This is a genomic window from Nocardia sp. NPDC051052, from assembly GCF_044456045.1.
GTDB lineage: Bacteria > Actinomycetota > Actinomycetes > Mycobacteriales > Mycobacteriaceae > Nocardia.
Genome location: NZ_JBITFL010000002.1, coordinates 873,045 through 896,994, shown reverse-complemented (window position 1 = coordinate 896,994; position 23,950 = coordinate 873,045). Strand labels below are relative to the sequence as shown.

Sequence of the window (23,950 nt, the reverse complement as noted above, 5' to 3'; positions counted from 1 at the left end):
GGGTGGCAGATCCAGCGACGTACCGGCCCAAGCCGGGCACGATTCCCGTCGAACCCGGGGTGTACAAGTTCCGGGACGCACATCGGCAGGTCATCTACGTCGGCAAGGCAAAGAGCCTGCGCAGCAGGCTGAACTCGTACTTCGCCGACGTGGCTTCGCTGCATCCGCGTACCAGGCAGATGGTCACCACGGCGGCGAGCGTCGAGTGGACGGTCGTCTCCACCGAGGTGGAGGCGCTGCAGCTCGAATACAACTGGATCAAGGAATTCGACCCCCGCTTCAACGTGCGGTACCGCGACGACAAGTCGTATCCGGTGCTCGCGGTCACGCTGAACGAGGAGTTCCCCCGGCTGTTCGTCTATCGCGGCGCGCGCAAGAAGGGTGTGCGCTACTTCGGGCCCTACGCGCATGCCTGGGCGATCAGGGAAACCCTGGACCTGCTGCTGCGCGTGTTCCCCGCGCGCACCTGCTCCAACGGAGTGTTCAAGCGGCACAACCAGATCGGCCGCCCCTGCCTGCTCGGCTATATCGACAAGTGCTCGGCACCGTGCATCGGCCGGGTCAGCGCCGCGGAGCACCGCCAGATCGTGGAGGACTTCTGCGACTTCCTGGCCGGTCGCACCGACCGCATGGTGCGCCAGCTCGAGCGCCGCATGCAGGACGCCGCCGAGGACCTGGACTTCGAGAACGCCGCCCGCCTGCGCGACGACGTGCAGGCGCTGCGCCGCGCGCTGGAGAAGCAGGCCGTCGTGCTCGGCACCGGCACCGATGCCGATGTGATCGCCTTCGCCACCGACGAGTTGGAGGCGGCGGTACAGATCTTCCATGTCCGTGACGGGCGGGTCCGCGGCCAGCGCGGCTGGGTGGTCGACAAATCCGGCGATGCGATCGACGCACCGGAGGCGGGCAGCGAGCTGGCCGTGCTGGTCGAGCAGTTCCTCACCCAGTTCTACGGCGAACAGGTCTCGGTGGCCGAACTCGGCGAGGCCGAGCAGCCAGCGACCGTGGTGCCGCGCGAGGTGCTTGTTCCCGAACTCCCCGGCGACGCCGACCAGATCCAGGAGTGGCTGTCCAACCTGCGCGGCTCGGCCGTGCAGCTGCGGGTGCCGCAGCGCGGCGACAAGAAGGCCCTTGCCGAGACCGTGCAGCGCAACGCGATGGAGGCGCTGCAGCAGCACAAGCTCAAACGCGCGGGCGACCTCACCTCGAGATCGGCTGCGCTGCAAGCCATTCAAGACGCACTCGAACTCGACAGCGCCCCGCTGCGGATCGAATGCGTCGACATCAGCCACGTGCAGGGCACCGACGTGGTCGCGTCGCTGGTGGTGTTCGAGGACGGCCTGGCCCGCAAGTCCGAGTATCGCCACTACGCGATCAAGGAGGCCGCGGGCGACGGCCGTTCCGACGACGTCGGCAGCATCAGGGAGGTGACCAGGCGGCGCTTCTACAAGCTGCAGAAGGAACGCGACCTGATGGCGAGCGAAAACCTGGCGGAGGCCGAAAACGTCGACGGCACACCGGAACTCCTGTCGCGCCCCGGCATCGATCCGGACACCGGCCGCCCGCGCAAGTTCGCCTACCCGCCCAACCTCTACGTCGTCGACGGCGGCGCACCCCAGGTCGCGGCCGCCGCCGAGGTGCTCGACGAGCTCGGTATCACCGACGTCGCGGTGATCGGCCTGGCCAAACGCCTCGAGGAGGTGTGGGTGCCGGGGGAGAGCGACCCGGTGATCATGCCGCGCAACAGCGAAGCCCTGTTCCTGCTGCAACGGGTCCGCGACGAGGCGCACCGCTTCGCGATCACCTTCCACCGCAGCAAACGTTCCCGCCGGATGACCGCGTCCGCGCTGGACTCGGTGCCCGGGCTCGGTGCGGCGCGCCGAACCGCGTTGGTTACCCATTTCGGATCGGTCGCCAAACTGAAGCAGGCCACGGTGGAGGAGATCACCGAGGTCCCCGGCATCGGGCTGGCCACCGCCAAGGCGGTACTCGCTGCGCTGCAGGGGGGCTGAGAAACATCGGAATCATCGGCTTCCCTGCCATCCACCTATATCCTCGGTACCGTTCCATCACATATTTGTGAGCTAGCGTCAGCGAGCGGGCCAGGGAATCAGCGTCCACGTGCACCACAGAAGGTAATCGCGCATGTCTGCGCCCGATACCGGGACCAGTGCGGGATGATTCGAGAGGTACCCAGAGAGCGAGCGGAGCGAGTGAACCGACGACACAGCGTGCCACGGCGCACGGCGGCGCCGAGCGCCAGCGAGGTGCAGTCGTGTGCCGGATCCGGTAGGACATGACACGCGTCGAATCGAACAACACTGCGGGAAATCCGCGACAGACCGAGGGGCAGGCCAGCCCCTCGAGCGCTGTCGCGGCGGCGAACCCGCAGGTCGAGGTCGTCATCGTGACCGGACTATCCGGCGCGGGCCGCGGCACCGCCGCCCGCGTGCTCGAGGATCTCGGCTGGTACGTCACCGACAACCTGCCGCCGGAGCTGATCGGCCGGATGGTCGAACTCGGTGCGTCCGCCGAGCCGCCGATCCGCAGCCTCGCCCTGGTGATGGACGTGCGCAGCAGGTTTTTCACCGGTGACCTGTCCGTGGTCACCGATCAATTGCGCAAGCTCGGCATCGAGACCAGGGTGCTGTTTCTCGAAGCATCCGATGACGTGCTGATCCGGCGTTTCGGCTTCGCCCGCCGCAGGCACCCGCTGCAGAGCGAGAGCAAAGATGGCACACTCTCGGCGGGCATCGCCGCGGAACGAATCCGGCTCTCGGCCGTGAAAATCGCGGCGGATCTGGTCATCGACACCACCGAACTGTCCATTCATCAGCTGCATCGCAAGCTGGAGGAAGTCTTCGGCGGCGGCGCGCCCAGTGCGCTGCAGCTGACCGTGCAATCCTTCGGCTTCAAGCATGGGGTTCCACTGGACGCCGACATGGTGTTGGATGTGCGTTTTCTACCTAATCCACATTGGATACCGGAATTGCGGGAACACACTGGTCAGGAATCAGTGGTGAGCGAGTACGTGCTGTCGCGCCCCGGCGCCGACGATTACCTGCGTACCTGCCACCACCTGGTCGATCTGACGATGAACGGTTACCGCCAAGAGGGGAAGCGATACATGACGGTGGCAGTGGGCTGCACCGGAGGCAGGCACCGCAGCGTGGCGATAGCCGAGGCTCTTGGCGAACTGATGAGCGAGGTCACCGGCGTGACCGAGGGATCCGCCGACGTGGTGCGGGTCGTGCATCGGGATCTGGGGCGAGAATGACCGGTTGGGAATCCGATCCCGCCATTGTCGCGCTGGGTGGCGGGCACGGCCTATACGCGACATTGACCGCGATCCGGCGGCTGACCAGAAAGATCTGCGCGGTCGTCACCGTCGCGGACGACGGCGGCTCGTCCGGTCGCCTACGCGCCGAACTGGGCGTGCTACCGCCCGGTGACCTGCGGATGGCGCTGGCCGCACTGGCCGAGGACTCCGACGGCATCTGGACGCAGACCGTGCAACATCGCTTCGGCGGCACCGGCGCACTCGCCGGTCACTCGGTCGGCAACCTCATCCTGGCCGGTCTGGCCGAGGTGCTCGGCGACCCGGTCGCCGCGCTCGACGAGCTCGCGAAGATGTTGCGCATCACCGGACGAGTGCTTCCCATGTCGCCCATCGCGCTCGATATCGAAGCGGATGTGGCTGGGCTGGAAGCGGATCCGCGAGTCAGCCGCTGCATTCGCGGCCAGGTCGCCATCGCGACCACCCCCGGCAAGGTACGGCGGGTTCGGTTGATCCCGTCCGACCCGCCGGCCAGTCAGGAAGCCACCTCGGCCATCGAACACGCCGATGTGGTCGTTCTCGGACCAGGATCCTGGTTCACCAGCGTCATCCCCCATGTGCTCGTCCCCGAACTACGAGAGGCGCTGGTGTACACCCGAGCCAGAAAAGTTCTGGTGCTGAACCTCGCCGCCGAACCCGGCGAAACGGCGGGTTTCTCCGCCGAACGGCACCTGCATGTATTGTCCCAGCACGCACCGGAATTCGTGGTCGACGAAGTTGTGGTCGATTCGGGGTCGGTGCCCGAGGGCCGCGAAAGAGAACATGTGGCGAGAGCCGCCGAACAGTTGCGCGCACGGGTAACCTTCTCCGATGTCGCCGAGGCGGGGACAGACCGGCATCACCCCGGAAAGCTTGCCGCCGCACTGGATCAACTGATCCGGCAACCGCGGCCGCAAATGGCAGGGCTTCGAGTCGAGGGACGGCACATGGGCCAGGATGTGCGTTCCGGGTTGGGTGGAAAGGAGCGCGTCTCGTGGCGATGACAGCCGATGTGAAAGACGAGCTGAGCAGGCTCACGGTGTCGCAAGTCAGTTCCCGCAAGGCGGAACTGTCCGCGCTGCTGCGCTTTGCGGGCGGCCTGCACATCGTCGGTGGACGGGTGATCGTCGAAGCCGAGGTGGACATGGGTTCCATCGCCCGCAGGCTGCGCCGGGAGATCTTCGAGCTATACGGCTACGGCTCCGACGTACACGTGCTCGGCGCGGGCGGTCTGCGTAAGACCTCCCGCTACGTGGTGCGCGTGTCCAAGGAGGGCGAGGCGCTGGCCCGGCAGACCGGGCTGCTCGACGTGCGCGGTCGTCCGGTGCGCGGCCTGCCCGCCCAGGTGGTCGGCGGCAGCATCGCCGACGCCGAAGCCGCTTGGCGCGGAGCGTTTCTCGCGCACGGTTCGCTCACCGAACCGGGTCGCTCCTCCGCGCTGGAGGTCAGCTGCCCCGGCCCGGAGGCGGCGCTCGCGCTCGTCGGCGCGGCCCGCAGGCTCGGCATCACCGCCAAGGCGCGGGAGGTGCGCGGCACCGACCGGGTCGTGGTGCGTGACGGCGAGGCCATCGGCGCGCTGCTCACCAGGATGGGGGCGCACGGCACCCGCATCGTCTGGGAGGAGCGCAGGCTGCGCCGCGAGGTGCGCGCCACCGCCAACCGGCTGGCCAATTTCGACGACGCCAACCTGCGCCGCTCGGCCAGGGCCGCGGTCGCCGCGGCCGCCAGGGTGGAGCGCGCGCTGGAGATCCTCAGCGACGACGTGCCCGACCATCTCGCCGCCGCGGGCAAGCTGCGGGTGCAGCATCGTCAGGCGTCACTGGAGGAACTCGGCCAGCTCGCCGACCCGCCGATGACGAAAGACGCTGTGGCGGGTCGGATCCGGCGGCTGCTGTCGATGGCGGACCGACGCGCCAAGGAACTCGGCATCCCCGACACCGAGTCGGCCGTCACCGCGGAACTCCTCGACGAAGCCTGATCGAATCGTCACCCGGCCGGTTGCCTCTCGGGACAACCGGCCGGATGTTTTCACTCCGTCATGCCGCCCGGACGGGTCCGCACCCGTGCGACGGCGAGCCGACCACGCATGTCGCGCACCCGCACCCGCTCCCGAAATCCGCACCCACTCTCGGGATCCGCACTCGCTTGGGTTCAAGGGGTGATTGCTCCCGAGAGAAAGTGCGGATTGTCGCGGGTGGGTGCGGATTCGGGCAAAGGGGATGTATGTCACGCCTGGGTGGGTGGGTCGTTGGAATGGCAGGGTGGTTGACGGGGCTGCGGCGCAGGTAGGCGGGTCGTAGTGTGAGGAAACAGACCGGTCGGTGATTGATTTCGCTGGTTACCGTAGTGGTGTGTGCAGGTGCATGTCAGAGCGGTAACAGGCGGGCACTACTGTTACAAGACATCGGAATGATCCGCTTGAAAGCTGAGGAGCGATAACGTGACTGTCCGGGTAGGCATCAATGGCTTCGGTCGTATCGGACGTAACTTCTTCCGGGCGGTGGAGGCGCAGAAGGCGCTGGGCACCACCGACATCGAGATCGTCGCGGTCAACGACCTCACCGACAACGCGACTCTCGCGACCCTGCTCAAGTACGACTCGATCCTGGGCCGCTTGCCGCAGGACGTCTCGCTCGACGGCGACGACACCATCGTGGTCGGTGACCAGCGGCTCAAGGCGCTGGCCATCAAGGAGGGCCCGTCGGCGCTGCCGTGGGGCGACCTGGGTGTCGACGTGGTCGTGGAATCGACCGGCATCTTCACCGACGCGACGAAGGCCAAGGGCCACCTCGCCTCGGGCGCCAAGAAGGTCATCATCTCCGCACCCGCCAAGGGTGAGGACCTGACCGTGGTCATGGGCGTCAACGACGACAAGTACGACGGCAGCCAGAACATCATCTCCAACGCCTCGTGCACCACCAACTGCCTCGGCCCGCTGGCGAAGGTGCTGCACGACAGCTTCGGCATCGAGCGTGGTCTGATGACCACCATTCACGCGTACACGCAGGACCAGAACCTGCAGGACGCGCCGCACGCCGACCTGCGCCGCGCCCGCGCCGCCGCGCTGAACATCGTGCCCACCGGCACCGGCGCCGCGAAGGCCATCGGCCTGGTGCTCCCCGAGCTGCAGGGCAAGCTGGACGGCTACGCGCTGCGCGTGCCGGTCCCGACGGGGTCGGTCACCGACCTCACCGTCAAGCTGGCCAAGTCGGCCTCGATCGACGAGATCAACGCCGCGTACCAGGCCGCCGCCGCGGGTGCGCTGAAGGGCTACCTCAAGTACAACGTGGACCCGATCGTGTCCAGCGATATCGTCACCGACCCGCACTCCTGCATCTACGACGCGCCGCTGACCAAGGTCATCGACGATCAGGTGAAGGTGGTCGGCTGGTACGACAACGAGTGGGGCTACTCGAACCGTCTCGCCGACCTCATCGGCCTCGTCGGCAAGTCGCTCTGAGGCCATGACAGTCAAAACTCTCGACGATCTGCTGAGCGAGGGTGTCGAAGGTCGGGGCGTGCTCGTGCGCTCCGACCTGAACGTCCCCCTCGACGACAACGGCCAGATCACCGATCCCGGTCGCATCGTCGCGTCCGTGCCGACGATCAAGGCGCTGGTCGAGGCCGGCGCGAAGGTTGTCGTCACCGCGCACCTCGGCAGGCCGAAAGGCGAACCGGACCCGAAGCTTTCGCTGGCGCCGGTCGCCGCGAAGCTCGCCGAGGATCTGGGCCGCAACGTCCAGCTCGCCGGTGACGTGGTCGGCGGGGACGCGCTCGCGCGCTCCGAGGGGCTCACCGACGGCGATGTGCTGCTGCTGGAGAACATCCGCTTCGACAAGCGCGAGACCAGCAAGGACGACGCGGACCGGGCCAAGCTCGCGGCCGCGCTGGTCGAGCTGGTCGGCGACGACGGCGCGTTCGTGTCCGACGGCTTCGGTGTGGTGCATCGCAAGCAGGCGTCGGTCTACGACGTGGCCAAGTTGCTGCCGCATTACGCGGGCAAGCTGGTCGCCGCCGAGGTCGAGGTGCTCGCCAAGCTGACCACGGACACCGAACGGCCGTACGCGGTCGTGCTCGGCGGCTCCAAGGTCTCCGACAAGCTCGCGGTCATCGAGGCGCTCGCGCCGAAGGTGGACACGCTGGTCATCGGCGGCGGCATGTGCTTCACCTTCCTTGCCGCACAGGGCCTTTCGGTAGGCGCCTCGCTGCTCCAGGAAGAGATGATCGACACCTGCAAGGACCTGCTCGACCGGTACGCCGACGTCATCCACCTGCCGCGCGACATCGTGGTGGCGAACAAGTTCGCGGCCGACGCCGACTCGAAGGTCGTTCCCGCGCACGAGATTCCGGACGGTTGGCTGGGTCTGGACATCGGGCCCGAGTCGACCGACCGGTTCGCCGCGCTGCTGACCGAGGCCAAGACGGTGTTCTGGAACGGCCCGATGGGCGTGTTCGAGTTCGAGAGCTTCGCGCCGGGCACCAAGGGCGTGGCCGAGGCCATCGTCACCGCGACCGGCAAGGGCGCGTTCACCGTCGTCGGCGGTGGCGACTCCGCGGCGGCTGTGCGTGCGCTCGGGCTGCCCGATGACGGTTTCTCGCATATCTCCACCGGCGGCGGCGCGTCGCTGGAATACCTGGAGGGCAAGGAACTTCCGGGCATCGCAGTACTGGAAGATTGAGGAGTGCTACGGCTGTGACAAAGTCTCTCGCCAGGAAGCCGCTCATCGCGGGCAACTGGAAGCTCAACCTCAACCACCTCGAGGCGATCGCGCTGGTGCAGAAGATCGCGTTCGCGTTGCCGGAGAAGTACTTCGCCAAGGTCGACGTCTCGGTGCTGCCGCCGTTCACCGACCTGCGCAGCGTGCAGACGCTGGTGGAGGGCGACAAGCTGCTGCTCACCTATGGCGCGCAAGATATTTCGGCGCACGACTCGGGTGCCTACACCGGTGAGATCAGCGGCGCCATGCTGGCCAAGCTGGGCTGCACCTTCGTCGCGGTCGGCCACTCCGAGCGTCGGCAGTACCACCACGAGGACGACGCCACCGTGCTCGCCAAGGCCAAGCAGGCGCTGAAGTTCGGCATCACCCCGATCGTCTGCATCGGTGAGGGCTTGAATGTCCGCGAGGCGAAGACGCACGTCGAGTACAACCTCGAGCAGCTGCGTGGTTCGCTGAAAGGGCTGACGGCGGAGGAGATCTCGAAGGTCGTCATCGCCTACGAGCCGGTCTGGGCCATCGGCACCGGCAAGGTCGCCACCCCCGCCGACGCGCAGGAAGTCTGCGGCGCGATCCGCGCGGAGCTGGCCGTGCTCGCCGCCGCGGAGGTCGCCGCGGGTGTCCGCGTGCTCTACGGCGGCTCGGTCAACGCCAAGAATATCGGCGAGCTCATCAAGCAGACCGACATCGACGGCGCACTGGTCGGCGGCGCATCACTCAAGGGCGACGAGTTCGCCACGGTCGCCGCGATCGCCGCGGGCGGCCCACTGCCGTAACCGTTTTCCCGAAGCAGAGCCGGACACCGCAACAACGGATGTCCGGCTCTGCTTCGTTTAGTCTGTGCCCATGCCGACCGAGCGAGCCGAATACCTTGCCGCGCTGCCGCGTAAGCGGATGGGGGCCGGTGCGCTCTTCGTCGACGAGTCCGAACGGGTACTGCTGGTCGAGCCGACCTACAAGGACCACTGGGAGCTGCCGGGTGGCGTGGTGGAAGCCGATGAGTCGCCCTATGCCGCGGTGATCCGGGAGATCCGCGAGGAGTTGGGGTTGGCGGTGTCCATCGGGCGGCTGCTGGTGCTGGATTGGGTGCCGCCCGGCCGCTACCCGACCGATGGGGTGATGCTGGTCTTCGACGGTGGCGTGCTGAGCGCCGAGCGGGCCGCCGCGATATCGCTTCCTGCGCAAGAACTTCGGAGCTGGTCGTGGTGCGATGCCGCCGCTTCTGCACAGCGTCTACCTGCGGGGTTGGCCAGGCGCGTGGGGGCGGCGAGTCGCGCTCGGGCCGAGGGCAATACGGCGTATCTGGAGGATGGTTTCGTCGTGGGCTGATCACTCCGCGTGCAGGGTGAGGCCGTTGCCGTTCTGGTTGCGGAGGGTGAGGGTGTCGGCGTCGACGGTGGCGGTTGTCTTGCCGTCCAAGGCTTTCAGGACCGCCTGCTCGACCTCCATCACCTCGGGGGCACACAACATCTTCGTGGTGGCGACCTGGAAGGTTAGGTCGGTGTCGGAACCTGTTGCGTTGCCGGTCATTCGGTTGCAGCCCGCGGTGCCGGAGACGTTGCCGTCTTCGGCGATGGTGAGGGTGGGTTTCACCTCATCGATGGTCTGGGAACGGATTTGGGCGTCGGGGGTGATGAGGGCGGTGACGATCCAGGCGACGCCCTTGATCGGCCGGTCCGGCTTGGCCACCTTCTTGTCCAGCATGGTCACCGTCAGCTTGTTGCTCTTCAGGGTCAGCTTCGTGTCGTCGAGCTGCCAGGTGGGATCGGAAGTCAGTAGGCCGTTGAGCCATTCGTCGGCCCCCGCACGGTCGCCGGCGCAGGCCATCAGGGTGCCCGCCAGGCCGGTGACGTGGAGTTTGTTGTTGTCCAGCGCGACCGCACCCGAGTAGGAGTTGCAGCCCGCGTCCGCGGCGATCCGGTCGTCCTTGAAGGTGAGGGTGAGCGGGCCGCCGCCGGGAATCGGCGCGCCGTCGACCCCGGTGGAGAGAAAGGTGCGACCCGCCAGGTTCGGCGCGGGCTTGCCGGTGTTCGAGTCGCCGCTGGAGCACGCGGTGACCGCGAGCAGCGTCAGCAGGGCGACCGGACCGAACCGCACGAAGTTAGCCGACATGACGGCGATGGTACCGATATCGTGCGGTCCGGCCAGGTGGTCGGCAGGTCAGACCGGCATGCCGAGGGCAGAGGCGAGGGTCTGGCCGATGGCGCTGGCGAACGCGGCGAACGCGCCGGGATCGAGGATCTGCAACGGCACATCGCGATTGCTGCATCCCGGCGCGGCGGGCACGCCGTTGAGTCGATCGTTCAGCCACATCAAGGCCGAGCCCGCGCCGGAGACCGCGTCGATGCCGTGCTCACTGAGCAACTCACGGGTGTAGGCGACCTGGGCGTTCGGATCCTTGCAGTAGGTGTCGTAGAGCTTGTTGACCGCGTTCACCGGCATCGCCTCGTCCAGCGGTGCCTCGTAGATGTACAGCGGGAACTGTGGCGTGCCGCGGTGCCCGAGGCTCAATTCGCGGAGCAAGGGCTGCAATTCGGGGGCGCGCATCGGATCGCCGGGGTAATCGAACAGGCCCTTGATATTCACGAACGGGAACGCGGCGAACTGCGGCACGACGCACTGTCCTTGGTGGACCGCCCGGAGCCCCTTGCCGAGCGGGTTCATGTACCGCTCGATGAACTGGTTGAGCTCGGGGTATTCGTTTGCCACACCGAACAATCCACCGAGTACCGCCCCGCCGAAGGTCGACGTGGCGTTGTTGTAGTCGATGGCCATGCCGATGTCGGCCATCAGGCCGCCCACCGCGGAACCGACCAGGTTCAGTTCCGGCGCGTACTCGGCGTGCAGCTCGGCGGCGTGTGCGGTCGGAATGGCACCGCCCGAGTAACCCCACAGCGCGATCCGGGTCGCGGTACCGGGCAGTCCGGCCGGCTCGAAGTTCTCGGCCGCCCGGATTCCGTCCAGGGTGATCCTGGCACCGAGCGGCCCTGCCGCGTACGCCGCGTTCGGTCCCTCATGGTCGGGTACTACGACGGCGTGGCCGAGTTGCAGCATGGCCTGCACCTCGACGAATTCCGCGGAGATCACCGGGTTCGTCGGGTTGGGCAGCGAACCCATCTGCAGCACATACGATGCCGCGCAGTTCTGCGAGAGCGAGTCCTCGGCGAACTGGAAGGCGACCAGGCTTCGGTCCGGCGTGGGGGACGGCCGGTACGGCACGATCACGGTGGCTACCGCCGGAATCGGCTCGCCACGCGTGTTGGTGCTGCGATACGACAGCTGCCAGGCCCGCACGTTCAGCGGGATCAGGAAGAAGTTCGCGAGATTGACCTGTCGTGCGGACAGGATTTCGCCGGGTTGCGCGGCCGCGACCTCGGCCGGATCGGGGTTGTAGAAACCTTGATCCAGATACGGCGGGGCGGGTGGGAGCGGGAACGGCAGGGGCGGTGCGACCGGCACCGGATCCGCGTGTGCCATACCGATCATTATGGGGCTCATCGCCACGGTCATGCCCGCGGTCAGTGCCAGGCAAGTGTGGGCGACCATCCTCTTGGTGCCCGCGGCAGTGCCCATCTTCATTTGGAACTCCTCGACCTATACGCAACGCGCCACGGCTCTCGGGCAAAAAGAGAGCATCTATTTCCTAACTTGCGCGACTGTAGAGTGCGTTTCGTCGCTGTGTCAACGATCACGCTGACCCGATGACCGGTGAGATCCCACGGACCGGGCAGGATGGTCAGCCATGAGCGGGAACGCAGAAACATCGCGTCCACGCCGGACGCAACAGGAACGCCGCGCGGCCACCGTCGCCAAGCTGACCGACGCAACAATCGCCGCGATCGGCGAGGTCGGCTACCAACGCGCGACCGTGCAGGAAATTTGCGGACGTGCGGGACTATCCGTCGGTGCCATGTTCCGGCAGTTCGACAGCAGGCTCGACCTGATCGTGCGGACCGCCGAAGAGATCGTCACGCAGCAGCTCGCCGCGTTCACCGTGGTGATGGAACAGCTTGGCGATCAAGCGAATCCGCTCGACACCGCGTTGCGCTTCCTGCAGGAGGCCCAGTCCGCCACCGTCACGCACGCGCTGCGCGAGATATACCTCGCGGCCCGCTCGGACGCCGAACTGCGGGTCAGGATCGCGCCGACGGTCGAGAACTACTACGACGATATCGTCGCCGCGGTAGACCGCACCGGGGTGCTGAACCAGTTTCCGCAGCGGCTGCGCGAGCCCATTTTCTTCATGGCGCTGCATGTTTTCTCTGGCCAGGCGGTCGTCCGTGGCGTGTATCAGCGCCCCGAACTAGACGACGCGGTCGTCACACTGGTCGGGGACATGCTGCGGACCTACGCCGATTCGATCGACGAATAGTCGAGCGGGTGCGGTTGTGGACGCTGCAGGCGCCCGAGGTGGTCGCCGCGGTGCGGGGAAGTGGTGGCTACCGCGCGCGCTGGGATCGCGTTTCGCCGAATTTGCGACCGGCTTACCGGACCATGGCCACCGAAATGGCAAGGCGCGGAATCGATTGCGGGGACTCACCGCCGATGTGGTGCTGGCCGGGCCGCGGACTTCGCGGTGCCGCCGTTCGGCGCAGCGCGAATGCGCTTCTCGGAGAACATGAGTGGGCGCACAGTAGGTGGTTGCTGAAACTCCGTGTGCCGGAAGCGTGCACGCTCGCTACGTCGTACTCGGCATGGAATGACTACCTCGCCTACGCCCTCGGCGACCCCGACGGTTCCGCCGAGATGGACTGGACCGGCCTGCTGCGTTCCGAATGGGACGAACAGCAGGTGACGATCCCCGAACTGCGCTCCGAGTGGATCGTGCGCGCACGCCCCTACCTACCGGACGCCGAGACCGCGGCCAGGATCGCGGCAGATCCGTTGCTGCGCGCGCTAGAGCCTTAGTTGTGTGCGCGTCCCAAGCAGCCGAGTGCCGAGACCGCGGGCAGGACTGCCGCAGATCCGGCACTGCGCGCGCTGTAGCGGTAATGCGTGCGACAAGCCGCACTGCCAGGCGTTAGGCTCGGCCGCGTGCACCGATGCTTCCCGATCACCCCGCCGCCCGCCTCCTGAGCGAGGTGTAGGCGTACTTCCGCATTCGCCCCGGCCATCGCGGTCCGACGGACCGCGTCTGTCGGCGTCCGTTCTGCGTGCTTGCGTATTCGCTACGGCGAGGCGTGGCTCTCCTGCCTTGGTGATGCGTGGTCTGCGGGCGGGCTGTTCGCCCTAGAGCGATTGCGTCTCTTCGGTATTCGTCGTGCACCTCGCTTCCGCGACCCCATCCCTTTCAGTCGCAGGAGCGCGAACCCTTCATGTCCATATCTCTGTCCACGACCGGCCGTTCCGGGCTGGTCTACCTCGTCGGCGCCGGAATACTCTGGGGCACCGGCGGTTTGCTCGGCACGCTGCTCGGCCGCGCCACCGGATTGTCGCCAATTGCGGTGGCCACCTGCCGACTTGCCGTCGGCGGGCTGCTGCTCGTCGCTCTCCTTGTCGCGACGCGACGACCGTGGCCACGAAATCTCCTGGCCTGGCGCAGAATCGGCGCGGTCGCTGTCCTCGCCGCGACCTTCCAGGCGTGCTATTTCGGTGCTGTGGCCGCATCGTCGGTCAGCGTCGCCACGCTGATCACCATCGGTGCGTCGCCGGTAGTGGTCGCGCTGCTGGAACACCTCACCGGCCGCCGCGCGGTGGATCGCAGGCGAGCCGCGACGATCGGGCTTGCCCTGTCTGGTTTGGCACTGCTGGTCGGCGTGCCAGCCGATAACGTGGGTTCCACGGGCCTACTTGCCGGTGCGGCTCTGGCCGTCGCCGCCGCGGCCGCGTTCGCGACGGTCACCGTCCTCAGCGCCCAACCGGTCTCCGGCTTGGACTCGATGACCACGACCGGCCTCGGATTCACCGGCGGCGCAGTGCTACTCGCCCCGCTGGCCATCACCACCGGAATCACCTTCGCCCCAACCCCCGGTAGCGTCGCCCTACTCGCCGCCCTGGGCTTGGTGCCGACCGCGATCGCCTACACCCTGTACTTCCGTGGCCTGCCCGACGCAGGCCCCGGCACCGCCGCGATCCTCGCCCTACTCGAACCCCTCACCGGCGCGATCCTCGCCGCCATCGTCCTCGGCGAACGACTGACCCCGGTGGGCTTGCTCGGCGCCGCCCTACTCATCGTGGCCCTCATTCTCACCAGCAATCAGCCCCGCACCGGCGAGGTCGGGTAGCGCGGAGACGCACGCTGCGACTGAGTACCTGGGAACGGGCGGACTCGACCACGGCCGCACCGCCGGTCGTCGAAGTCGATCTTGTGGCACCCCGGTCGGGCCTGAATACGCGGAGAGGCGGGTGAGCCTAAGCTTCGGTGAGTGATCACCGCCCCTAACACCGCAGTCTCTACCTGGGCTCCGTTGAGGTCGAGGGTGTATCGCGCGCTGTGGATCGCCCAGCTGGTGTCCAACCTCGGCACCTGGATGCAGACCGTCGGCGCGCAGTGGGTGCTTGTCGACGAGCCGAACGCGGCCGTGCTGGTCTCGTTCGTGCAGACCGCGATCACCTTGCCGGTGATGCTGCTCGCCATTCCGTCCGGGGTGATCGCCGACCTGGTCGATCGGCGCAGGCTGTTGCTCGGTGCGCAGTCGACGATGGCGGTGCTGGCCGCGCTGCTCGCGGTGTCGACGGCGACCGGGCACACCACGCCGTCGGTGTTGCTCATCCTGCTGTTCCTGATCGGCTGCGGGCAGGCGTTCACCGGGCCGGCCTGGCAGGCGATTCAGCCGGAACTGGTGCCGCGCGAACAGATTCCGTCGGCGGCCGCGCTGGGCAGTATGAGCGTGAATATCGGTCGCGCGGTGGGACCCGCGATCGCGGGTGTGCTGGTCTCGCTGTCCGGGCCGACGTTCGTGTTCGTGCTCAACGCGGTGTCCTTCGGCGGCATTGTCGCGGTGCTCGCCCTGTGGCGCAAGCCCGCGACGGACCGGCAGTTGCCGAGCGAGCGTCCGTTGGCGGCGCTGCAGGCTGGGACCCGGTTCATCAAGGCGGCGCCCGGGATCCGGCGGGTGCTGCTGCGCTCGATCCTGTTCATCGCCCCGGCCAGCGCGGTATGGGCGTTGCTTCCGGTGATCGCGCGCGACGAACTCGGGCTCGGCTCGTCCGGCTACGGCCTGATGCTGGCCGCGCTCGGCATCGGCGCGGTGCTCGGCGCCGTCGGCCTGTCGCGGTTACGCACCCTGATGACGCCCACACAGCGGCTGAGCACGGCCGCCGTGTTGTTCGGGGTCGCGTCGGCGGGCACCGCGCTGCTGCACGTGGTGCCGCTCGTGTTGGTGCTGCTGGTCTTCGCCGGTTTCGCCTGGTTGCTCGCCATGTCGACGATGAACTCGACCATGCAGTTGCTGCTGCCCGCATGGGTGCGTGCGCGCGGGCTCTCGGTGTATCTGCTGGTGTTCATGGGCGGGCAGGCGATCGGCTCGCTGGTCTGGGGTGTGGTGGCGGGTGCGGCGGGGCCGGTGTTCGCGCTCCTGGTCGCGGCCGGGCTGCTCGCGCTCTGCGCGGTGAGCACGGTGTGGCTGCCGATCAGTCACAACGCGGAGAACCTGGATCAGACGCCGGCGGCGTTCTGGCCGGAACCGCAGCTCGCCGTCGAACCCGAACCGGCCGACGGGCCGGTCATGGTGCTGCGCACCTACGATGTCCCGCCGGAGAATCTGGACGAGTTCATGACGGCGATGGCGTTTGTCGGCCGGTCCAGGCAGCGCACCGGCGCGATGGAGTGGCGGCTGTATCGCGACGTCGGCGTGCTCGACCGCTACGTCGAGGCGTTCGTGGTCCGCTCCTGGGCCGAGCACATGCACCAGCACCAGGTCAGGCTCACCGCGCAGGACCAGATCCGCGAGCAGGAGGCGTACAAATACACCATTGGGGACGACCGGATCACCCACTTGGTGGCGATCTTGCCTGCTTAGCATCGCCCTTGCCGAGTGCCTGATTCGGTGGGATCGGATCGTCCGCATACACTGTCCGGCATGCGGATGTTCCTCGATATCCTCCTGATCATCGCCAGCGTGCTGCTGGTGCTGCTGGTGCTGCTGCACCGCGCCAAGGGTGGAGGTCTGTCCAGCCTGTTCGGCGGCGGTGTGCAGTCCAGCCTCTCTGGCTCGACCGTTGTGGAGAAAAACCTCGACCGAATCACTGTCTTCACCGGCCTGGTGTGGCTCATCGCCATCGTCGGCATCGGCTTGGAGATCAAGTTCGCCTGATCAGGCGCGTCACCACACCGGCCGCGATCGTCGCGCCCGCCAGCACGATAGCGGCGATGACGAACGCGGCCGGATAACTGTCGCCGATCACCGGCGCCACCACCAATGGACCGAGCATCTGCCCCGCGCCATAGACCGCGGTGAGTGGTGCCGCCGCGTTGCCGTCCGACAGTTCGCCGCCGATCCGAATCGCCAGCATGACGATGCCGAGGAAGGTCGCGCCGAACAGCGCTGCCGACAGCACGGCAGGCCACACCGCGGTCGAGATGGCCGGCAGCACCGCCGAAACACACTGCGCCAGTAGCGCGATCGGCATGGCCACCGCCGGCGACCAGCGGCGCGCGGCAATGCCCCACAGCACGGTGGCCGGTACCGCGGCCGCGCCGACCACCACCCAGATCCACGCGCCGACCACCTGGCCGCGCTGATCACTGATCGCCGCTACCAGGAACGTGCCGATCACGATGTAGCCGACGCCTTCCAGGAAATAGGACACCAGCAGCGCGCGCCACGCACCCCGCGATCGGATGGTGGCCTTGCCCGCCCGGCGACCGGGCCGGATGTCCAGCCACCAAGCGGGCAACAGCAACACCACGGTCAGCGCGGCCGAGACGAGCCACATGCTCTGCCAACCCAGGAACGGTCGCACCGCCAGCACCAGCAGGCCGGTGAGCGCGATGCCGAGTCCGACTCCGCTGATGGCGATTCCGGCCGCTTCCCGGCTGCTGCCGTGCCTGGCGGCCACCCCGGCGCACGCGACGAAGATGACGGCGCTGGTGACACCCGCGATAAGGCGCAGTGCCGCAGGGAAAAACGTCGGCGCGGGCACGGCCATCAGCAGCTCACTGACGATCAGCAGTGCGGCCGACAGCCGGAAGACGTTGCGGGTGTTCAGTTCCGGCCAGCGCGTGAGCAGGATGGCACCGAGCAGATAGCCCGCGTAGTTGGCGGTCGCGATCACCGCGCCGTCATTGGTGGTGATCTGGTGTGCGTCCACCATGATCGGCAGCAGCGGCGTGTAGACGAACCGGCCGACCCCCATCGCGGCCGCCAATCCTGCGGCGGCGGCGAAGGCGGGTGCGAGACTGCTGCGTCGTGCGGGAGCGAGGGTAGCGGTCACCACACTGACCGTACGGTCCGTCCCGTCGCCTGGGAAATACTTTCTATGCACGCCATATACGCTGGAAACATAGAAGAACACGCTGCCGGACGGCGCACTTTCGCCGACAGTGCTCGAGAGCGTCAGTCCGCGCGGGGGACTCGGCCGTCGAGGTCGGTGAAGCCGTAGGTGTCGGCGAGGTCGGCTACGCGCCAGGCGGAGCCGGCGCGGGAGCGGCGGTCGGGGTCGGTGGCCAGGGCGACGACCGCGCGGCCGGGGAAGCGTGGGGTTTCCGCCTGGGCGAGGTCGAAGGTGCCCTCGCCCGGCAGGGTGACCAGGCGCTGGCCCTGTGCGTCGGCCGGAACCAGTTGCAGCAGTTCGGTATCCACGATGCCTGGCCAGAGTGAGACCACGGTGACCTTGGTGTCGGCGAGGTTGTGTGCCATGTCGGCGGTGAGGCGGTCCAGCGCGGTCTTCGCGACGCCGTAGACCGCGTTGTGCATGTACCGCTGCGCGCCGGGCGAGGAGATGTTGACGATCAACCCGTCCGACTCGATCAGCAGCGGCGCCGCGAAAGCGCTTGCCACGTAATGTGATCGGACGCCGATGTCGAAGGTCTCGTCCCAGGCCTTCGGCGGGACCTCCCAGAACGGCTTGCCGAGCCAGCGTGCCGCGGCGGGGGAGTTGTAGACGTTGTTCACCAGCACGTCGAGGCGTCCGTGGTCGTCGCGGATCTGCTGGAACAGTCGCCGCACCGCGTCGTCGTCGCGGTGATCGCAGACGAACGGAATGCCGATCCCGCCCGCCGTGTCGATCGCGGCGGCGGTCTCCCGCACCGTGCCGGGCAGGCGGCCGGGCGTGTCCGTGCGCCCGGTGACGTACACCGTCGCACCGGCCGCGCCGAGCTCCAGCGCGATGCCCTTGCCGATGCCGCGACTCGCGCCGGTGACCACCGCGATCTTGTCCGCCAGTGCGTTAGGTGTTCCGCTCACGACTCCGCCTCGCTAGCGCTCGGCTCCGTCGTGCGCGGACGCGCGCTGTGTTTTTGGTTCACTCGCTGGCGCTCGCTCACGACTCCAGGACACTACAGTAAAATGAGAACACGTTCTAGGTTTTGGAGGCAGCAGTGGAGTTGACGCATCGGTTCGTGACGACCAACGGCGTCCGAATGCACGTCGCCGAGCAGGGCGAGGGGTATCCGGTGATCTTCTGCCACGGCTTCCCGCACACCTGGTTCATCTGGCACAACCAGCTGGCGTCGGTGGCCGCGGCCGGATATCGCGCCATCGCGCCGGACCTGCGTGGCTACGGGCAGACCGACGTGCCGCCGGACGTCGAGTCCTACACGAATCAAGCGGTGATCGGCGACCTGCTCGCGCTGCTCGACGACATCGGCGCCGAACAAGCGGTGTTCGTCGGCTTGGACTTCGGCGCGGCCCTGGTGTGGGAGTTGGCACTACGCGCACCGGAACGGGTACGCGGCGTCATCGTCTTGAACAACCCCTTCGCGCCCCGCCCGCCACGCGCACCGTCGCAACTGTGGGCGAAAGCCGCTGCGCGACACTTCCTGCACCTGCACTACTTTCAGACTCCCGGCGTCGCCGACGCCGAACTCGCCGCGCGCCCAAGGGAATTCCTCCAGCGCGTCTACTACTCGCTCAGCGCCGACTACCACTACCTCGACACCTGGCAGTTCCCGGCGGAAGGCACCGGCTACCTCGACGTCCTCCCGGAGGCACCGGCCCTGCCATGGCGCTGGCTCTCCGAAAGCGAATTCGACACCCTGGCCCAGGATTTCGAGCGCACCGGCTTCACCGGCGGCCTGAACTGGTACCGCGCCCTCGACCGCAACTGGGAACTCACCGCCGACTACGCCGACGCCGCCGTCACCATCCCTGCCTACTTCATGTACGGCGACCACGACCCGGACATGGAAGGATTCAGCGGCCGCGACCCACTGACCACCCTGCGCAACCACGTCCCCGGCCTGCGCGAGGTGACCAAGATCGCCGACGCAGGCCACCTCGTCCAACTGGAACGCGCCACCGAGGTCAACACCCTGCTCACCGCCCACCTCAACGACCTCGTCCCCAACCCCTCCGACGTCCCGGCGTGAGTTCGATCGACCAACATATCTAGTCGATTTGGCCTCGCGGGCAACGCTTCTGACTACCGCTGGCATGTCGCCGAGTCGATAAATGAGCGCCGAGGCGGTGCCGCACCGATCGTTTGACAAGTTTCGCATCGGCAGAGAGGGTTGTTCCGGCCGCCGCTACAGAGGGCGATTCGATATCTAGGGGGTCTCATATGCCGATTCACCTGAACAACCCCGCGTCAACGTGTGATGCCAGGCGGCACGGCGAGGTGATGTGATGGCTGGTGGGTTCTACAACCATCTCGACGACCCAGATGAGTTCTGGGACGACGAGCCTGTCGTGCCGAAGAGATCTAGCGCCGCACAGCAGGTTTCGATGCCGCCGCAGCGGCGGGTCGTCGATGAACGTGCGGCCCAACCCCATCTTGCCGGCGAGACGTCGGCACCTTCCGTAAGCCCTTCCCGTGTCGGTTCATCGTTCGTCTCGATGGGGCTCGATCAAGGATGTCTTCGGACCGTATCATCGTGAGTTATCAGTGGAGCACTTATGTTGCTCCCTATGAGGCTGGCGACGAGCTCATGGCAGCCTACCGGGCGGCCGTGTCGAAACGTATGGATGAGCTGTGCTCCGCTGGTAGGTGGCCGACTCCACAGGAGATTTCGGATACCGCGACTCCAGATCTCCGGACGATCATGACGGTGTTACTTGAAACTCGGACCTGGGAGCAGTACACCAGCGTTTCCAGCAGCATGATCAACAGCGGTTATTACCAAGCATCCAGCGAAGTCATGATTCATGGACAGCATGCGGTCACCGTGACCGCCGATCGAATCTACTTGCGGGCCATCGAGTTTTCAATCGATTGGGTGTCGACCGCTCACCCCGACCAGATCAGCGATGAAATTCTGCGATGTGTGGAGAAGATTCGCTCCATGCGCCCGGATTTCGTGGCACGCCGCGATTATTCGCGCTACGCAGATGCTGACCTCGAATACCAGTTGAACCAACATCGGCTTCGGTTGCTGAGTGAAAGGATGGCATGATGGCCGATAAGCTGGAAATCGCGCTGAACGCAATGAGGTTGGCGGTCGCCGGATGGAATGATGCCGCTGAGAAACTAAGGACTGGGGTTGCGACGACATCAAAACTCGAGATCACTGGGTCGCAAGCAGGAACGTTCGCTGAGGCCTTGGCAAAGTATCAGCCCGCACCGAGCTACTTTCGTGATCGGTTGAACGAGGGTGTCGCTGTCTTCGAGGATATTGCCAAAGTACTCAAATATGCGCGAGATACGTACGAAGCGGAAGATGCTGCTGGTAAGGGTAAGCTGGTCAAACTCGAGGGGGAGATATGACAGACGCAGCTGAAGACCTCAAAAATCTAAACGAGAAAGTAATATTTATAAGGGAAAAGAAAGACAGAATCGGAGACCTTCCCGAGAAGGTCAGCACCTATGCCGGATACCTTGTTATGCATGTTCGAACCAGCGGGTACGGCAATGTGATGAACCCATTTGGGATGCTGACGGTCGAGAATACTGTCGACGAAATATGGAACGAACGCGACAAGATAAACAAGGCGATCGGTCAAACCTGGGACAAGCTCAAACAAGTAGATCCTGACCTGGAGGTTCCTGTCAGGTTCATCGAAGTTGCGAACGAGTGGCGCACCCTTAAGGGAAACGTGAATGCAGCCTACAATGACTTCATAAATACTGCCCTCGGCGAATGGCAGGGCGACGCGGCCAGCCGGTATGTAGAAATACGTAGCAGGCAGCAGGGCGCATTGGACAGTTTGCCGATAGAATTCGACAAGATCGCAGTCAGTATGGAGGCTATTGCATCATCGGAGTTGGCGCTGTACGGCGATCTTGCCACAAAAGCTCAGGAGCTTATTACGAAGATTGAAGATACCTGTGTCGACTATGTCAAATCATTCGCTGATATCGGGTCATTGTCGGGCGCATTGGGTCAGATGAAGACAATGACGTCGGCATCTGAAGCGGCTAATTCCTTTATTCTTGGTACCGTGAGAAGTATGGCTGACGCAGCCAAGAGTAATATAATCGAGGGGAACAAGATCTCCCAGATTGTTGCGATCCAAAAAGGGCTACCCGACAACAAATGGCCGAGTGGTGTCAAGGCGTCGTATGGGCCTGGACAAGAAGGTATTCGGGTGGCGATCGGCGATGCGTCGGCGAAAGACGGAGATAAGTCCGATTGGTCGGTGGGTCAATGAGGATCGGCTTGATCACACTGGTCGCCACTGCTGGGCTGGCTATGGTGACCGGCTGTTCCCCGTCGCAGCCCTCGGCATCACCTGCTTCGACTCAGGCGCGCTCGCAGATGACGCAGGGGGAGCTTTGTAATGTTCTGATGAACTTCTTCACAAACGAGTTGCATGCCGTCGACGTGCGGACCGCTCCCGTAGTCTCCGCAGAGACCACTGTTGTGGTTAGCGGGCTGTGTGAAGTCACTCAGGGGCAAAATCCGGTTGGCAACTATCAAGTGCGACATGCGCCCAACGATTCAGACCCGACCGAGGGCCGCCGTGGGTACGAGAAGAAGCCCGATCTGGGTGACGCCGTGTGGATCTACGACTTACGCGCGGACGAAAGAAATCCCTCGAACACGGTTCGGTTCGCTACTCGTATCAACCAATGGAATGGCGTTCTGGAGGTCCGGGACACCGAAACGCTGACAGCCAACGGTGGCCTGCACCTCACCGATGATGACAAGCGCAAATCCGTCCAATTCGTTACCGAGCTGACTACCAAGCTGGCTGCCCGATAGATAGCCGACCGATCGACTCCGAGTCCGGCACAGGGACCTCGACGAGGTCGGTTTCGGGGCACTTGGTGGTCGGGTGTCTCCGGAGTCGCCGGCGAGATCCCGGACTGTTGAGATCGAGGCCCGGGAGCCCGGTGGTCGGCATCTGTCACCGAAGGTGTTGTCCGACCAGGCTGTCGACGGCGCGACATGTGGTGGGTCGTGGGCGTTCGTGTCGTCGGCGCATGGCGCTGCCGTTCGACATCGACCGCCTGGCGTCAAACGCCTTCCGTCGGTGCGCCGTTCATGTCGGTGGGTGTCGCTAATGTTCGCTCATGAGTTACAGCCTGAGCGTTTACGTCGTCGAATTAGATAGGGTCAGGGCCGCGATCGGCGCGCGGGACGACAAGCTCCGGCGCATGATCGGCGGCCGGTTCAAGGCTCAGCTGGCGCACGCCGACGACTGGTTCGCCGACGAGATCGCCAACGGTGCCCCCGCGCGCTACGACGCGGTGCGCGCGGTCATCGACGGTGGCCCGTTCGATCAGGCCTACGGCTTCCAATACGCCTACGCGTATCAAACGATCTGCCAGTTCTATGGCCGATTCCTGGACAACCGCTACTTCTCCCCGTTCCGCGGTAGCTGGCTGGAACAGGTCGACGAGGGTCTCGCCGAGCTCGGCATCAAGGCGATCAGCCTCGCCGATTTCGTCTACCACGCGCTACCCGCCGCCCTGCCCGAACCGGAGGAGCTACCCGGCTACGGCGAGTGGACCCCGGAGCAATGCGCCGAAGCGCTGGTGCAATGGGAGTCGACCACCCCGAAGCAGCGCGAGGAGATCGATCACGAGGTGCTCGCCGCGATCGAATCGTGCATGGAGTGGATCCGCGAGGCGCAGGCCAGGCCGGGCTGGGGGATCGCGGGCTTCTTCGTCTGAGGGGTTCAGCGGTACTCGTCGGCCCGCTTCGGGTAGTCGGCCCACTGCGGCAGCGGTTGGTAGTCCAAGTAGGCGGTGAGCCGATCCAGCAGGTACTGCCAGCGCGGGCCGATTTCGCACGCGTCGGCCGGGCTGACATGCCTGCGGATCAGCTCGACATTGGTGACCACGCCGACCTGGGTCATCCGAATCTCCAGCAGGCACCCGTCGATGTGCACGATCAACTCGTGCGGCGCCTGGCAGTGTCCGACCCGAACCGCGACAGGACGCGACACCGGTCCGTCCATCGGTTCGATGGTCAGGTTCCCGCTGCCGCCCGACACCGCACCGAGCCAGCGCGCCAGCTGTCCGCGGTCGGTCGCCGCCGACCACACCTCGAGCACCGGTTTACGGAAGGACCGCAGATAGTGCAGGAGCACGAGTTCGCCGTCGGCCGCGCGATCGTGCTCCGGCCGAACCTCACCGAGCATGGACATCATGGTCATCCCGTGTCCTCCACTGCTGGTCATCACCGCCACTGGGTATCCAGTATTCCCCCGTCGAATCCGAATCGTGGGGATACGGGATCGGCGTGCCTATCCGGGATTCGACGTGGCCTTGACGAGGACGGCGGAAGGCCGCGACGTGACCGCCGTATGACGAAGCGGTGATCCGAAAATACCGATCGGTAGCGACGGGAATCGCCCACGTCATTGAAAAATAAAGTAGCGCAAGACAATACAACCATCGTGCAATCTGCTAATACTGCCTGTTAGATGTGTTC

Annotated in this window: 24 protein-coding genes; 19 read left to right on the top strand and 5 right to left on the bottom strand. The window is 65.9% G+C overall.

Going from position 1 to position 23,950, the window contains the following annotated elements; translation table 11 throughout:
• Window positions 1–2: 2 nt before the first annotated feature.
• The 8 genes from uvrC to ACIBCN_RS09210 all read left to right on the top strand — a co-directional run bounded on the left by uvrC (window position 3) and on the right by ACIBCN_RS09210 (window position 9,360).
• The gene (uvrC, locus tag ACIBCN_RS09245) at window positions 3–2,012 is read left to right on the top strand and encodes an excinuclease ABC subunit UvrC (RefSeq protein ID WP_396990977.1); all 2,010 of its coding nucleotides are present in this window, start codon (window positions 3–5) and stop codon (window positions 2,010–2,012) included.
• A 284-nt stretch (window positions 2,013–2,296) separates the two neighbouring features.
• Entirely contained in the window at window positions 2,297–3,277 is a 981-nt protein-coding gene (rapZ, locus tag ACIBCN_RS09240) for an RNase adapter RapZ (RefSeq protein WP_396990976.1), read from the top strand.
• Window positions 3,274–4,320 carry a uridine diphosphate-N-acetylglucosamine-binding protein YvcK gene (gene yvcK, locus ACIBCN_RS09235; protein ID WP_396990975.1) on the top strand — a complete coding sequence of 349 codons (1,047 nt, stop codon included), beginning with the start codon at window positions 3,274–3,276 and terminating at the stop codon, window positions 4,318–4,320. Before rapZ ends, yvcK begins: the two co-directional genes overlap by 4 nt.
• On the top strand, window positions 4,311–5,294 hold the full coding sequence (gene whiA, locus ACIBCN_RS09230) for a DNA-binding protein WhiA (protein ID WP_040736336.1): 984 nt from the start codon (window positions 4,311–4,313) through the stop codon (window positions 5,292–5,294). Before yvcK ends, whiA begins: the two co-directional genes overlap by 10 nt.
• 462 nt (window positions 5,295–5,756) lie before the next feature.
• Window positions 5,757–6,776, top strand: coding sequence for a type I glyceraldehyde-3-phosphate dehydrogenase (gene gap, locus ACIBCN_RS09225; RefSeq protein ID WP_364731583.1), 1,020 nt, complete (start codon window positions 5,757–5,759; stop codon window positions 6,774–6,776).
• A 4-nt stretch (window positions 6,777–6,780) separates the two neighbouring features.
• Window positions 6,781–7,995: a phosphoglycerate kinase gene (locus ACIBCN_RS09220; RefSeq protein WP_396990974.1), complete on the top strand. Its 1,215-nt coding sequence runs from the start codon at window positions 6,781–6,783 to the stop codon at window positions 7,993–7,995.
• A gap of 14 nt (window positions 7,996–8,009) precedes the next feature.
• Window positions 8,010–8,807: a triose-phosphate isomerase gene (gene tpiA / locus ACIBCN_RS09215; protein ID WP_396990973.1), complete on the top strand. Its 798-nt coding sequence runs from the start codon at window positions 8,010–8,012 to the stop codon at window positions 8,805–8,807.
• 70 nt (window positions 8,808–8,877) lie between these two features.
• On the top strand, window positions 8,878–9,360 hold the full coding sequence (locus ACIBCN_RS09210) for an NUDIX domain-containing protein (RefSeq protein WP_396990972.1): 483 nt from the start codon (window positions 8,878–8,880) through the stop codon (window positions 9,358–9,360).
• Here ACIBCN_RS09210 and ACIBCN_RS09205 read toward each other — a convergent pair whose 3' ends face one another.
• Window positions 9,361–10,143, bottom strand: a complete 783-nt coding sequence (locus tag ACIBCN_RS09205) for an META domain-containing protein (protein ID WP_396990971.1) — start codon at window positions 10,141–10,143, stop codon at window positions 9,361–9,363. It lies immediately after the preceding gene.
• 48 nt (window positions 10,144–10,191) lie between these two features.
• Window positions 10,192–11,610 carry a lipase family protein gene (locus ACIBCN_RS09200; protein WP_396990970.1) on the bottom strand — a complete coding sequence of 473 codons (1,419 nt, stop codon included), beginning with the start codon at window positions 11,608–11,610 and terminating at the stop codon, window positions 10,192–10,194.
• Window positions 11,611–11,773: 163 nt separating this feature from the next.
• Here ACIBCN_RS09200 and ACIBCN_RS09195 point away from each other — a divergent pair, with 163 nt between their 5' ends.
• The 5 genes from ACIBCN_RS09195 to secG all read left to right on the top strand — a co-directional run bounded on the left by ACIBCN_RS09195 (window position 11,774) and on the right by secG (window position 16,286).
• On the top strand, window positions 11,774–12,403 hold the full coding sequence (locus ACIBCN_RS09195) for a TetR/AcrR family transcriptional regulator (RefSeq protein ID WP_396990969.1): 630 nt from the start codon (window positions 11,774–11,776) through the stop codon (window positions 12,401–12,403).
• A gap of 269 nt (window positions 12,404–12,672) precedes the next feature.
• On the top strand, window positions 12,673–12,939 hold the full coding sequence (locus ACIBCN_RS09190) for a hypothetical protein (RefSeq protein WP_396990968.1): 267 nt from the start codon (window positions 12,673–12,675) through the stop codon (window positions 12,937–12,939).
• Between the two features lie 407 nt (window positions 12,940–13,346).
• Window positions 13,347–14,255 carry a DMT family transporter gene (locus ACIBCN_RS09185; protein WP_396990967.1) on the top strand — a complete coding sequence of 303 codons (909 nt, stop codon included), beginning with the start codon at window positions 13,347–13,349 and terminating at the stop codon, window positions 14,253–14,255.
• A 144-nt stretch (window positions 14,256–14,399) separates the two neighbouring features.
• Window positions 14,400–15,992, top strand: a complete 1,593-nt coding sequence (locus tag ACIBCN_RS09180; RefSeq protein WP_396991176.1) for an MFS transporter — start codon at window positions 14,400–14,402, stop codon at window positions 15,990–15,992.
• A 60-nt stretch (window positions 15,993–16,052) separates the two neighbouring features.
• Complete coding sequence (secG, locus tag ACIBCN_RS09175) at window positions 16,053–16,286, top strand: preprotein translocase subunit SecG (protein WP_357392034.1); 234 nt, start codon at window positions 16,053–16,055, stop codon at window positions 16,284–16,286.
• Here secG and ACIBCN_RS09170 read toward each other — a convergent pair.
• Both ACIBCN_RS09170 and ACIBCN_RS09165 read right to left on the bottom strand, forming a co-directional pair.
• Window positions 16,273–17,406 carry a YbfB/YjiJ family MFS transporter gene (locus ACIBCN_RS09170; protein ID WP_396990966.1) on the bottom strand — a complete coding sequence of 378 codons (1,134 nt, stop codon included), beginning with the start codon at window positions 17,404–17,406 and terminating at the stop codon, window positions 16,273–16,275. The two genes, secG and ACIBCN_RS09170, sit on opposite strands and share 14 nt — an antisense overlap.
• A 122-nt stretch (window positions 17,407–17,528) precedes the next feature.
• On the bottom strand, window positions 17,529–18,377 hold the full coding sequence (locus ACIBCN_RS09165) for an SDR family NAD(P)-dependent oxidoreductase (RefSeq protein ID WP_396990965.1): 849 nt from the start codon (window positions 18,375–18,377) through the stop codon (window positions 17,529–17,531).
• A gap of 134 nt (window positions 18,378–18,511) precedes the next feature.
• Between ACIBCN_RS09165 and ACIBCN_RS09160 the strand changes: the two genes are divergently transcribed.
• From ACIBCN_RS09160 to ACIBCN_RS09135, 6 genes are all read left to right on the top strand, one after another.
• Window positions 18,512–19,501 carry an alpha/beta fold hydrolase gene (locus ACIBCN_RS09160; protein ID WP_396990964.1) on the top strand — a complete coding sequence of 330 codons (990 nt, stop codon included), beginning with the start codon at window positions 18,512–18,514 and terminating at the stop codon, window positions 19,499–19,501.
• 504 nt (window positions 19,502–20,005) lie between these two features.
• On the top strand, window positions 20,006–20,524 hold the full coding sequence (locus ACIBCN_RS09155; RefSeq protein ID WP_396990963.1) for a hypothetical protein: 519 nt from the start codon (window positions 20,006–20,008) through the stop codon (window positions 20,522–20,524).
• A complete protein-coding gene (locus tag ACIBCN_RS09150) occupies window positions 20,524–20,835 on the top strand; it encodes a type VII secretion target (RefSeq protein WP_396990962.1) in 312 nt (103 codons plus the stop codon). The genes ACIBCN_RS09155 and ACIBCN_RS09150 overlap by 1 nt, the downstream gene beginning before the upstream one ends.
• Complete coding sequence (locus ACIBCN_RS09145; protein WP_396990961.1) at window positions 20,832–21,719, top strand: hypothetical protein; 888 nt, start codon at window positions 20,832–20,834, stop codon at window positions 21,717–21,719. The genes ACIBCN_RS09150 and ACIBCN_RS09145 overlap by 4 nt, the downstream gene beginning before the upstream one ends.
• 8 nt (window positions 21,720–21,727) lie before the next feature.
• Window positions 21,728–22,273, top strand: a complete 546-nt coding sequence (locus ACIBCN_RS09140) for a hypothetical protein (protein WP_396990960.1) — start codon at window positions 21,728–21,730, stop codon at window positions 22,271–22,273.
• 311 nt (window positions 22,274–22,584) lie between these two features.
• On the top strand, window positions 22,585–23,187 hold the full coding sequence (locus ACIBCN_RS09135; RefSeq protein WP_396990959.1) for a hypothetical protein: 603 nt from the start codon (window positions 22,585–22,587) through the stop codon (window positions 23,185–23,187).
• A gap of 5 nt (window positions 23,188–23,192) precedes the next feature.
• On the opposite strand, the gene ACIBCN_RS09130 is transcribed toward ACIBCN_RS09135, so the two are convergent.
• Complete coding sequence (locus ACIBCN_RS09130) at window positions 23,193–23,672, bottom strand: hypothetical protein (protein ID WP_396990958.1); 480 nt, start codon at window positions 23,670–23,672, stop codon at window positions 23,193–23,195.
• Between the last annotated feature and the right edge of the window lie 278 nt (window positions 23,673–23,950).

Coding starts and splice junctions, on each gene's coding strand:
- ACIBCN_RS09135 (WP_396990959.1), top strand. CDS start 22,585: ATGAGTTACAGCCTGAGCGTTTACGTCGTCGAATTAGATAGGGTCAGG.
- ACIBCN_RS09220 (WP_396990974.1), top strand. CDS start 6,781: ATGACAGTCAAAACTCTCGACGATCTGCTGAGCGAGGGTGTCGAAGGT.
- ACIBCN_RS09200 (WP_396990970.1), bottom strand. CDS start 11,610: ATGAAGATGGGCACTGCCGCGGGCACCAAGAGGATGGTCGCCCACACT.
- yvcK (WP_396990975.1), top strand. CDS start 3,274: ATGACCGGTTGGGAATCCGATCCCGCCATTGTCGCGCTGGGTGGCGGG.
- ACIBCN_RS09210 (WP_396990972.1), top strand. CDS start 8,878: ATGCCGACCGAGCGAGCCGAATACCTTGCCGCGCTGCCGCGTAAGCGG.
- secG (WP_357392034.1), top strand. CDS start 16,053: ATGCGGATGTTCCTCGATATCCTCCTGATCATCGCCAGCGTGCTGCTG.
- ACIBCN_RS09185 (WP_396990967.1), top strand. CDS start 13,347: ATGTCCATATCTCTGTCCACGACCGGCCGTTCCGGGCTGGTCTACCTC.
- ACIBCN_RS09150 (WP_396990962.1), top strand. CDS start 20,524: ATGGCCGATAAGCTGGAAATCGCGCTGAACGCAATGAGGTTGGCGGTC.
- rapZ (WP_396990976.1), top strand. CDS start 2,297: ATGACACGCGTCGAATCGAACAACACTGCGGGAAATCCGCGACAGACC.
- ACIBCN_RS09145 (WP_396990961.1), top strand. CDS start 20,832: ATGACAGACGCAGCTGAAGACCTCAAAAATCTAAACGAGAAAGTAATA.
- ACIBCN_RS09195 (WP_396990969.1), top strand. CDS start 11,774: ATGAGCGGGAACGCAGAAACATCGCGTCCACGCCGGACGCAACAGGAA.
- ACIBCN_RS09205 (WP_396990971.1), bottom strand. CDS start 10,143: ATGTCGGCTAACTTCGTGCGGTTCGGTCCGGTCGCCCTGCTGACGCTG.
- ACIBCN_RS09130 (WP_396990958.1), bottom strand. CDS start 23,672: ATGACCATGATGTCCATGCTCGGTGAGGTTCGGCCGGAGCACGATCGC.